The organism is Endozoicomonas sp. SESOKO1 (genome assembly GCF_024606265.1).
Taxonomy (GTDB): domain Bacteria; phylum Pseudomonadota; class Gammaproteobacteria; order Pseudomonadales; family Endozoicomonadaceae; genus Endozoicomonas.
This window is the reverse complement of sequence record NZ_JAHHPP010000217.1, coordinates 1-12,292: the sequence shown is the minus strand read 5'-3', so window position 1 is coordinate 12,292 and position 12,292 is coordinate 1. Positions and strand designations below refer to the sequence as shown.

Annotated in this window: 7 protein-coding genes; all 7 read left to right on the top strand. The window is 48.0% G+C overall.

Annotated elements, in window-relative coordinates; all coding sequences use genetic code 11:
- Window positions 1–259: 259 nt before the first annotated feature.
- Window positions 260–943, top strand: coding sequence for a hypothetical protein (locus tag KDK13_RS09985; RefSeq protein ID WP_257284833.1), 684 nt, complete (start codon window positions 260–262; stop codon window positions 941–943).
- Window positions 944–1,249: 306 nt separating this feature from the next.
- Complete coding sequence (locus KDK13_RS09980; protein ID WP_257284832.1) at window positions 1,250–2,548, top strand: M18 family aminopeptidase; 1,299 nt, start codon at window positions 1,250–1,252, stop codon at window positions 2,546–2,548.
- Window positions 2,549–2,738: 190 nt separating this feature from the next.
- The gene (locus KDK13_RS09975; RefSeq protein ID WP_257284831.1) at window positions 2,739–2,915 is read left to right on the top strand and encodes a hypothetical protein; all 177 of its coding nucleotides are present in this window, start codon (window positions 2,739–2,741) and stop codon (window positions 2,913–2,915) included.
- Window positions 2,916–3,305: 390 nt separating this feature from the next.
- Window positions 3,306–5,429 carry a carboxy terminal-processing peptidase gene (locus tag KDK13_RS09970; RefSeq protein WP_257284830.1) on the top strand — a complete coding sequence of 708 codons (2,124 nt, stop codon included), beginning with the start codon at window positions 3,306–3,308 and terminating at the stop codon, window positions 5,427–5,429.
- A gap of 472 nt (window positions 5,430–5,901) precedes the next feature.
- Window positions 5,902–9,285, top strand: a complete 3,384-nt coding sequence (locus KDK13_RS09965) for an indolepyruvate ferredoxin oxidoreductase family protein (protein WP_257284829.1) — start codon at window positions 5,902–5,904, stop codon at window positions 9,283–9,285.
- Window positions 9,286–9,445: 160 nt separating this feature from the next.
- Window positions 9,446–10,663, top strand: a complete 1,218-nt coding sequence (locus KDK13_RS09960) for a 3-oxoacyl-ACP synthase III family protein (RefSeq protein WP_257284828.1) — start codon at window positions 9,446–9,448, stop codon at window positions 10,661–10,663.
- Between the two features lie 48 nt (window positions 10,664–10,711).
- The coding region (locus KDK13_RS09955) for a 3-oxoacyl-ACP synthase III family protein (protein ID WP_257284827.1) at window positions 10,712–12,292 on the top strand (1,581 nt) is incomplete at its 3' end.

The window sequence follows — 12,292 nt, the reverse complement described above, 5'->3', positions numbered from 1 at the left end:
TCCCACATCCATGTGGTCGTGCGCGAGATACGGGGCAGTTTATGAAATATCCGGGTTAGGAGCTGTCTGGAAATAACTTCCCTATTTTTATTGCCTGACTCCGTTCGGAATTTTTTCCTGTCATCATTGTCTAATTCGTAAGGTTGCCATTCGACCGACCGGTATTGCAGCCTGAATAGCAAACTTTAATTACAAACCACAATGATGTATGCAGAACCCATTGGGCTTAGCAATAAGCTTAATTAAAGGAGATTAGATTATGCATGGAAATCAACCTGTTGGCGCTGGCCAAACAATGCCTCCTTCTGCCAATGACCAGCCTCCTTCCTATGCGAGTGTTTTGAACGACATACAAACGGAACAAGCACGGTTCTCCTCCCTCACGACAACCGTTGAAGCGCAGACTGTCAGCCTTATCCAGACAATGTCTGAGGAGCACCAGTTTCAACCAAAAAAACTCGCTAAATCACTGGTTGACCATTTGATAGAGTATTTTGATCTGACAGACACGCAACTTTCACCAACTGGCAACAGTAATAACAGTAATATATATGTTAACGATCAAAACCCAATCGAACCGAATTTATGGAATTGGGTCGATTGGGAAAGTCAGCTGTACAGAACCTACCCTTGCGGTGATGACGATCAATTACGTTCAATTAAAAATTCCAAAATTCTGGAACAAGTAGAAATCAGAATCGACGTTCATTTTGCTCAAAATTACCATCTGTTCACTCGCCTTAAACACCTGACTTCAGTCAAAGAGAGCATTGGTGCCTGGTCACTTGAAAAAATGGTTAGTTTTCTGGAAATCAAAGAGGTGCTCCGTCATAATTGCTTACCAGTTACCCCCATCATTCAGGATTGCATCAGGGCTGGCTTTTTCCCGAGAGCGTTGATTGATGATTTATATAAGATGGCAATACCGGACAGCATCCGTTAGCAGAGCAGTCCCACAGGCTTAAAACCCGGTAAAAGGCAACCATGAGTCCGGTGTTTTGTAATACGACATTCTGAAAAAGCGTGTCGGGCTTATCCCGTTATGAAATGATATCAAGCACAGCTTTATAACAAGATCACCACTTACATCCTACCGCTTCGACCCGGTCATCAGCCCATAAACAACTTCCTGCCGACTGTTGATGGTACGCAAACATTCTTTTCCGGCAAACTGAACTGCAAAAAGGTTTTACCCTGCATCATTGTGTGGTGCAAAATGTGCCGCAAAAGGAAACAACACGGTAGCGCCATGAGCAAAAAGCACTTCAACCAGGAGCTTATTCAGTTCCTCAACGCTTCTCCAACCCCTTATCATGCGGTAGCCACCATGGTGGCCAAACTGCAGGAAGCGGGCTTTCAGCAACTGAGTGAATCAGAATCCTGGTCTCTCAAAGAAGGTGGGAAATATTACGTAACCCGCAATGGATCTTCCATCATTGCGTTTACCATGGGCAAACCCGGGGCAGGCGCCAGAATGGTGGGAGCGCACACCGACTCTCCCTGCCTGAAAGTAAAACCACAGCCAGAACTGAGCAAGCACAGCTATTTCCAGCTGGGTGTTGAGGTTTATGGTGGCGTCCTGTTAAACCCATGGTTCGATCGAGACCTCTCCCTCGCCGGCCGTGTCCAATACCTCAACCATCAGCAACAGCTTTGCCATCAACTGATCAATTTTGAGCGTCCTGTCGCCATTATCCCCAGTCTGGCCATTCACCTGGACCGCGAGGTCAATAGTGGCCGCGCAGTCAATCCACAAACCGATATCCCACCTATCCTGTTCCAACTGACCGATGGCGAGACCGTCGACTTCCGGGAACTGCTGAAAGAGGAACTCATTCGCCAGGGACACAACGACTGCCAGGAAGTGATGGAATATGACCTCTCTTTCTATGACACCCAAAGCGCGGCGGTTATTGGCCTGAAAGATAGCTTTATCGCCAGCGCCCGACTGGATAATCTGCTCAGCTGCCATGTTGGCCTGGAGTCGCTGATCAATCACCGGGAATCAGACGCCACAGCCCTATTGGTGTGCAATGACCATGAGGAGGTCGGCAGTGTCTCAACCACCGGAGCCCAGGGTCCCTTCCTGAAGAGCGTACTGGAAAGAATTTATGGTACCGGTGAGTCACTGACCAGGGCCATGAATTGCTCCATGCTGATTTCAACGGATAATGCCCACGGCATCCATCCCAACTATGCCAGTAAGCATGATGAGCATCACGCTCCGAAACTGAACCATGGGGCTGTCATTAAAGTCAACGCCAACCAGCGTTATGCCACCAATGATGAAACCTCGGCGCTTTATCGCACGCTTTGCCAGGCCAGCGGCAGCAAAGTTCAGCACTTCGTTACCCGAACCGATATGGCCTGTGGTAGCACTATTGGCCCACTGACCGCCGGTGTGCTTGGTGTACGCACACTGGACCTTGGGCTGCCAACGTTTGGCATGCACTCGATCAGAGAGCTGGCCGGAAGTGATGATGCCTTCGAACTCAGCAAAACCCTGTCCCATTTTATGGCACTGGCTGAACTGCCATTCACTGAATAATTGTAAACTGGCTCTCAAAAGGGAGCCAGCAAACTCCCGGGATATTGTTTATCTTCGCTTCGCTCAATTACATTTATTGACAAAACTCAACGCAACCCCCGTCATACGTACAATTTCAGACTCCAATTCTTCTACCGATATTGCTATGATTAACGATGCCAATTGACCAGACACCATAACAGGCAAACACATGAAACCCCAAGCCAATAGCCGGCCAACACTGCGCCCAACCCTTAACTCCAAGAACGATTTTTCAATTCATCGCAGTACTTTTAATCCGGTTAAGCCGCTACTCAAGGCTGCTGCAACATTACCTGCTGCAAAGTCATTTGATGAGACTGGCGGTTTTATCAAAGGCTATAACTGATCATTATTCCCACGTAAAAAACCACAAACCATGGGCACAGTAGAGAATTTAAACTGTGCCTTCCTGTTTCTTCGCTGTAAACTCCCTACTCTAACCTTCCCACCAAATGAACCATTGATTTTTGCCAAGAGCCTTGTTGGAATAGAACTCATAAAATGTTTTACCAGCAAGGGATTAATGGCCTGATTTACAATATGAAAACTCGACGACTGTCATCCATCATGTGACTGTATTATGCTGTATTCATCCTCAGGGAATATTCAAGAGTTTGACTGCCTGAGCGATGACTTGAGTAATGCCTTAAGTTATGGAAAGTGTCTTAGCCGTTAGGTTACTACTGGGCCAGGAAGGCACACTTCAACAGACGAATGACACGGAGCTAACGCCTCTATGATATCGAAACTGCAGCCAGCCAAAAGATTTAAGCTGTTCTTTTCAGCGCTGCTTTTCACAGCACTTCTCTCAGGCAATCCCGCTCAAGCCGTCGATAAGGACATCAGCCAGCCAGTACCCACTCTGACGCCGAATCTGCAGCAGGCCATTGCCAGCGTTCATGTGGTACAACTGCTTTCAAGAAGCCACTATCGAAAGATCCCCCTTGACCAGAATAATATGGAAAAGGTGTTTGATCGCTATCTTGATCGGCTGGACCCAAACCGCAGTTTTTTCCTTCAGTCCGATATTAATGAGTTTGAGCCTTACCGGAAAAAACTGGGAGACTCGCTGAAAAGCGGTGACCTTAATCCTGCCTTTGCCATCTTCAACCGCTACCGTGAGCGAGCAGAAGAACGGGCACGATTCATGCTGAAACAGTTGGAGATGGGCATTAAAGATCTGAACCTCAAGAAAAATGAAGAGCTTGTGATTGAGCGTAAGGATGAACCCTGGCTTAGCAGCAAGCAGGCCCAGCAGCTGCTTTGGGTCAAGCAGCTAAAAGACAGCGTATTAAGCCAGAAGCTGAACAATAAAACCGATGAAGAAATTATCAATCAGCTGCGCAGAAGAAACACCAACCTGCTCCGCAGGCTGCACCAGAGCAAAAGCGAAGATGCCTTTCAGACCTATATCAACGCTTTCGCGGGCATATACGACCCTCATACTCAGTATTTCTCGCCCCAGACGGCTGAAAACTTTGATATCAACATGAGCCTCTCTCTTGAAGGTATCGGCGCCGTACTCTCTGCAGAGGATGAATACACCAGGGTAGTCAGCGTTGTTCCCGGTGGCCCGGCGGAGAAAGCCGGACAGCTGAAGCCGGGTGATAAAATCATCAGCGTTGGCCAGGGCAAGAAAGGCAACCTGGAAGATGTGGTGGGCATGCGTCTGGATGATGTGGTCAAATTGATTCGAGGCGCCAAACACACCCTGGTTCGTCTGGAGATTATTCCCGGCAGCAGCAAAGACAGCAGCACCCGGGTTTACGAGATTGTCCGGGATCGGGTCAAACTGGAAGAACAGGATGCCGCCAGCCAGATTATCGAAGTGCCCACGAATGGCAAGACCAGTCGTATCGGAGTGATCGAGCTACCCACCTTTTACATCGACTTCAAGGCTGCCCAGACCGGCGACCCCGATTATAAGAGCACAACCCGTGACGTCCGCAAATTGCTGGCAAAATTAAAGAAAGAGAAAGTGGATGGCCTGATTATCGATCTTCGCGGCAATGGTGGCGGCTCATTGCAGGAAGCCAATGAATTGACTGGGCTATTTATCGATAAAGGGCCTACCGTTGTCGTCCGTAATAATCGCGGTCGCTCTGAGCGACAGGAAGACCCGGACTCAGAGCAGCTCTATGATGGTCCCATGGTGGTGATGATCGACCGCCTCAGCGCTTCCGCTTCGGAAATTTTTGCCGGGGCCATGCAGGATTACGGCCGGGCGCTGATCGTTGGCAGCCAGAGTTACGGCAAAGGTACCGTTCAGAGCATCCAGCCACTGAACCACGGACAGCTGAAACTGACACTGGCCAAGTTCTACCGGGTTTCTGGCCAGAGCACGCAGAATCGTGGTGTTATACCCGATATCATCTTCCCTTCCCTCTACGATGGCCGGGATATTGGTGAGGACACCCTACCGGATGCACTGCCCTGGGACAATATCTCACCGGTATCCTACAGACCTTATGCAAATTTAGGCCCCTACCTTCCGGAGCTGCAGAAAAAGCATGAAAACCGTACCCGCAAAAATGCTGATTTTGTTTACCTCCATGAGATGAAGGACTATTTCGAACATTATGAAAACCTGAAAAAGGTTTCCCTGAATCAGGAAAAACGACAGCTGGAGCTGCAAACCATGCGCAGCCAGCGACTGGCCATTGAAAATCGCCTGAGAAAATCCAATGGCCAGCCGTTGCTGAACAACCTTGATGAGCTGGAGGAGATCAACAATCAGGAACTGGAACAGAAGAAAAAAGATAAAGAGCCTGATGCCTTCCTGCAGGAAGCCGGTGTCATCCTGACCGACATGGTGAAAGCCAGCAACAACAAGCAACTCTTTACCCGCCGCTCCGGCTAAAAGTCAGCATTGATTAACATGCCCGCTCTTGCGGGCTTTTTAATGCCAAGCACAATCCCCTTGCGCCAACATAGCTGTCGCCTCTCCTGAATTTAAAAACCTGAACAGGGGGCAGCCAGTGAGTGATCAATGGCCCGCTATTCAGAAAAGTTCAAAGAGTCCATCATGCAAAAGATGATGCCACCCAATAATGACAGGTTTGATAATTATTATGCAGTAGAAATTTCAACACACTACACTAGCTCCTGCATCCATGCAGTCGTGCGGCGTTATAACTCCGGTCACATAGCTAAGGAGGCTGACCGGGAATAGACTGCCCACTTAGCCAGAAATATACGATTTCATTTGGCGAACTGCTTATCTGATCAATCCTTTGACATCAGGTTTCAGGAAAATAACAAACGGGGTAGTGAAAGTGAGCTTGACAGCGGGGTCCGCTATAGAGTCAGCGGCATGCAAAGATGATAAAGCAATGTCAGGCGTTTTTTCCACACACGAAGCCATCATGGAAATGTTAGTTCTGCAATCTGAACGGGATACTGCAAAGGGCCTGAAAACGGCAATCCTGGCATCAGGGTACCCGGGGTCACCACTGGGCGAAGTGGATTCGGCGCTGAGAAAAAACCATGAAAGACTTCAACGTCACCGGATTCATTATCTGCCAGGTGTTAACGAGGAACTGAGTGCTACCGCTTTGATGGGCTCCCAGATGGCGGCCCTGTACCCGGGAAATGATTATGATGGCATCCTGGGGCTGTGGTTTGGGAAGTCTCCCGGAGCAGATCGCTCCGGTGATGCCTTCAGGCACGGAAACTACGCCGGTGTCAGCGAATACGGAGGCGTTCTGGTTCTGGTGGGAGATGATGCCACCAGCTCATCATCGGCACTGCCTTCATGTTCAATTATTACCTTATATGACCATTGTATGCCGGTGTTGTGTCCGGGAAATCTCCGGGAACTGATTGAATTTGGACTTTTCGGCTTCGAGCTGTCCCGTTATTCCGGTCTCTGGGTTGGGATAAAAGTGTCGTCTGTTATCGGTAGTTTAAGCGAAACCCTGGATTTTTCCATGCCTTTTCCGGTTATCAGCAAACCAGAGCCCGGAAACCCTGAACAGCTATTGGTACCGAGAGTCATATCCAAATTGTTGCCTCCCGGGACCATGCGTGTGGAACGTGACATTCATACTCATCGCGAAGCGAATGCCATCGCCATGGCGGCGGTCAACGGCCTGAACGCTATCACTTGCTGTGATGCAGAAAAGGCCAGGTTGGGCATCTTGGCTGCCGGGGAAACCTACTATCACCTGATGGCCGCGTTTGCACTGCTTGGCCTGAAGCAACAGGATCTCCAACAGTACGACATTCGGCTGCTGAAGTTGGGTATGGTCTATCCATTGGATCCGGACATCATTATTCGCTTTGCCAATGGCCTGGAACGACTTGTAGTGATTGAAGAGAAACGGGGGTTTATTGAGTCAAGGGTTAAGACCATTCTTTATTCCGAGTCAAATAACCCTGTCGTTTGTGGTAAGCAGGATGAATACGGAGCCTGTCTATTTCCCCCCTGGGGAGGGCTGGATGCAGAAACTATTGCCGTTGCCCTTGAACCCTACCTGCAGCTATGGAGTACCGCCAATACCTGTTTATCGCCTGTCGTGAGGCCGGATTATGTCGGGCAGGGGCCACAGAGATTACCCTATTTTTGTTCCGGTTGTCCCCACAGCCGTTCTACCCGGTTGCCTGCAGGTGCCCTGACTGGCCTGGGTGTTGGCTGTCATGGTATCCAGGCCTTGCATTCAAACGACATTGGAAGCATGACCCAGATGGGAGGAGAGGGTGTCCAGCTGGTTGGTATGTCTCCATTTCTGAATATCCCGCACCAGTTCCAGAATATAGGCGATGGCACGTTTTTTCACTCTGGTTCCCTGGCGATAAGACAGGCCGTTGTGGCCAATAGCAATATTACCTTCAAGCTGCTTTATAACAGCGCTATCGCCATGACAGACAGTCCGTTGCCGAAAGAAAATATCTCGACCCCTGTGCTGGTCATGATGCTCTATGCTGAGGGAGTCAGGCAGGTAGCAGTGGTCAGTGATGATATCCGGCGCTATCAGGACCAGCTGGATCAACGCACAATGGTTGGAATGGCTGACGATCTGGATACTGTCCAGACTCGGTTAAGTCGTATCAAGGGGGTTACGGTGCTTATTTATGATCGTACCTGTGCCCTGGCCAGACGAAGAGATCGGCAAAACAATAACACGCCGCTGGACTATGTATATATTAACCAGCAGTTGTGTGAAGGCTGCGACCAGTGTGTTCTTGAGTCAGGTTGTCTTAGCCTGCTGCCGGAGGATACTGAATTTGGCCGGAAGCTGAAAGTGGATCAGGCCAGCTGCAACCACGACCTGGCCTGCATAAAAGCGCTTTGCCCTGCTTTGGTGACCATTAAAAATGGTCATCGAACGACGTTTACATCTTCGTCCCTGACCCGTGATATCCAGATTGCCCTGCCCGATCCCATAGCAAAAAGCGGTACCACCAACCTGTATATTACCGGCATGGGAGGCACCGGGGTGACCTCCATGGGGCAAATTCTGGCCAGCGCCGCATCAACCGATGGTAAATTCGTCTCTCTGGTCAATAAAAAGGGGCTAAGCCAGAGGGCAGGAGTGGTTGGCTCACATTTGAAGATTTCCGAGACTGCCGATATCAGCAGCCCAATCATTGTTCCGGGCAGTGCAGACGCTTATATTGTGCTGGATGTATGGTCTGCTTTAGCGGCTGACTCATTAAAGTTGACCTGCGTTGACAAGACCGTTGCCGTGATATCTACGGCCAGGTTTTCATCGCTTAATTTACACAACAATTTACACAACAATTTACACAACAATTTACACAACAATGTATCGATAAATAAAATGACCATTGCTGATGCTGTGGATGCCATACAGGAACACACTGATCGAGAGCGTAATGTCTGTTTCGATTTTTGTGAACTGGCTGAGTTGGCATTTAACCGCAGAGAGTTGGCAAATATTATTATCCTTGGGACTGCATACCAGCGGGGAATTATCCCATTAGCAAGATCATCCCTGGAATCGGCCATTGTTGCAGCCCTCGGTGATGGTAGTGCTGTCCGACAGGCATTTTTGCTCGGGCGAAAGCTGTGTCTTGACCCGGATGCACTGTTCAAATCGGTTGCATCTGTGAAGGGTACAGCCAGCAATATTTATGACCGCTTCTTGTTGCGTATCAGGGAGTTGGAGGATTATCAGAATATTCACTACGCCAGAAAATATCAGGATTTTGTGCGCCGGGTGTTGGCTGTTGATGAATCAATGGGGCACACGGAACTCAGTACGGCGGTGATTCTTAATTTATACCAATTGATGGCCAGCAAGGACGAATATGAAGTGGCCCGTCTTTACCTTAAACCAGACTTTCAGACTGGGGTGAAGCGAATGTTTGGCCACAATGCAGCACTTTCCTACCACTTTGCCCTGCCCTTTAGCCAAAAGAAATTCCAACTGCCATCATGGGGTAAATGGCTCCTTAAATTACTAAGATATTGTCGTTTTTTGCGAGGTTCCCGGTTTGATATTTTTGCCTATAGCAATATTCGCAAACTGGAAAAAGAGGCATTGGCGAGGTATCAGTCGGTTATTAACCAACATTTAGAATTTATCACCCACGACAACTATAAGGATATGGTCGAATTCGCCCAATTACCTGAACAGATTCGGGGCTATGGCCAGGTAAAAATAAACACCATTACCGCATTCCTGAAGAAAGCGGAACGTTTTGGTTTTGTCAGTCGAGAAAGAATACCGACACGACACTGGGACTCCTGAATAATATATTTTTAATTGATTATCTGACAGTAATTAATAAGTGACTTATATTGGAGTGTCGTTGTTCAGAGAAAAGTCAAACTGGAAGATACCACTGATTCTTGTGCCAACCGTGGTGTGAATTTGCCTTGGTTAATAACGGGCATGGGGGATATGTTTAATGTGCGAGTTTCTCAATGGTCAGTTTTCTGCCGGTCTGGTCGCCATGGGGGGTTATCTGCCTGGTAAAAACATCAGGGAAAAGGACGCTTCCCAGTTGCCCACCTATCTTGCCAAGCAGACTCGCCTGCACCATGATTATTTAAAACCCATCTCGGAAAATGGCTTGCTGCCGGGAACCGTAGAAACGAATTATGACGGGTGGCAAAGTCAGCCATGGTATAAGGCGTGGTTTGATCGTCTGCCGGATAAAAAGAAGAGTAATCCGTTTGCAGGGATTGAAACTCGTTGCCGGGTACCGGTAGACCCGGAATCCAGGGCTAACGCTATCCGGCCCCATCTGATGCTATCTTCTGATGCCGAGACTCTGGCCGGTGCGCTTGCTCTTTATAATGCAGGAATGGATCAAAGCATGGTTGACTTGCTGATGGTCAGTTCCCTTGTGCCGGACCGACATGTTCCCCTGAATGCTTCACTGGTTCAACATAAACTCAAGTTGCCCAACGCTGGTGCCTATAACATTGATACCTGTTGTTCCTCGTTTATTACCATGCTGGAAATGGCAGCTCTCTACGTACGTTGTGGTTTGAAGCGCAATGTGATGATTATTGGCAGTTCTATTGATTCACATATTAGCGATAAATCCAATTACTACAGTCCGAATACCGGCGATGCGGCTATCGCCGGTATTGTATCCAGGGTGGACGATGGATACGGGTATATTAGCTCACACTCCATCAGCCAGGGAGTTCGCCATGCTGCCATTGTCTTTCAGCGTCGTCGGCCCAGGCTGTCTGCCATTACCTCGCAGGGGCCCGATTTTGAACAGGAATTTGTTACCTTCAACGACCCGTCACTCTGCAGGGAAATGGCCGAAAATTGCCGGAATGACATAGTGAATGTTGTAGATGGAGCCTTGGGCAAGGTGGGCTACAGCCGTGAGGATATTGATTTTCTTGTTGCCCATCAACCTGTTCACTGGGCGGGCAATGCCTGGCGAGAGGCGCTCGGTGTTCCTGCCGGTAAATACCATGAAACGTTCCGGCACTACGGGAATATCGCCGTTGCCTCGGTAGCAGTTAATCTTCTGGATGCGCTGGAAAAAGGGAAAGTGAATTGCGGTGATAATGTTGTGATGGTGTCGTCAGGTGCCGGTGAAAACCATGGCGCTTTATTGCAAAAAATCTCACCCCGTCTTTTGCAAGTCAATGGTTTGTGAGCATCGCTTTGTTAATCAACTAGATGTTGGATGAAAGCGGAGATATTTATGGCTGTTAATATCCTTGGTGTTGGTGCCTATTTACCAGAGAATACTGTCAGTAATAATGAGTTTGATTACAAATCCAGAGGTGTGACTGATGAGTGGCTGCTAAGCGCGGGAATCAAAAACAGGCGATTTGCCAGTAGTCATACTGATTATATGGATCTGGCTTACCGTGCATCGCTCAGAGCCATAACACAGGCGAGCATATCAGTTGACGATATTGGCTTACTGATTTTGGTTGCCAGCACTATTAATGCCGAATGTATTATCCCGACCGGCATCGCTGAATTAAAAGATAGGCTGAAACTCGGAAATTGCCTCTATCTGCATATGCTGGAATCTTGTAATGGTGTCATCCAGGCAATGGAGTTCGGGGCTTATGCAATCGAATCCGGACAGACTGACAATGTATTGATTGTCTCCAGTGAGACATTTTCCAAACTACAGGACGATACATCTGAAGCATCCATGAAAATTGCCATGAGTATGGGGGATGGCGCAGGAGCGATTATTTTAGGCGTAGATGGTCAACAAAATGGCCGGATCGCAGCACATATCACCAGTGATTCCAGGTTTCAAAGTGGCCTGGTCATGCAGGTTAATAAAAACATTAAAGACAACAGGGCCAGTAATAAAATCAGTTTCAGGTTCAGAGAATTGATGTCGATGGCTGAACCCCTTAAGCCTGAAGGTGTTTTTGATAAGCTAAAGATTTTCTCGACTCAAATGATATCGGATGTAATCAATAAGGCGTTGGCAAAAGCAGGTTTGAGTGATCATGAGATTGATTTTTTTATTCTCCATCAACCAAACAGGGCATTTCTTGAATCCTGGAAGGAAGCGCTGGGTATTCAGCAGAATAAGACGGTAGATACTTTAGAAGAATATGGAAATGTATCCTCCGCTTCGGTATTGATCAACCTGACGATGGCGTGTCAGCTCAATAAGATACGTTCAGGTGATACCATAGTAATGGCTTCTGTGGGGGAAAATAGTGCGGGTTGCAGTATCTGGACATGGAATAATGATAAAAAACCTGATAACTATTTACTTAACGAACAGCCAATGACGTTTGCAGGGCAGTTAATTAACTCAAGAAACTATACAACTAATGAATTGTGGGAAAGATTTATCTTGCCTGACTCGGAAGTTGCCCGCAAGCCCGGTGAGTTTTTCACTCAGCATGTTGCTAACATGGCGGTTTTTGAACAGGTTTCCACTGTTGATGCATTTGACTATGTCAGCGATATCAGGAAACTGGAAGAGTGGACGATGTCCATACAAAATCTGCGGATTGCCAAAGATGATATCTATGAGGGAGATGAGTCATTGGCACCTGCTGGCAGGGTCTTTTTACGTTGTCTTGCTTGCCGGGAAGCGTATCGAATCAATTGGCTGGTAGGGCATGACAACCCTGATGATCTTTGGATGAATTACCAGTGTCAGTTGTTGGATGCTCAACCGTTGCTTGGCAGGCCTGGTTCTGTCTTGTTATGGATAACTTATGGCCATGCCCGGTTTTTAAATGATCCTTTGTATGCAAAAGCGTTTGGCTTAATGTATAGCGCCCATAATATTGAAATT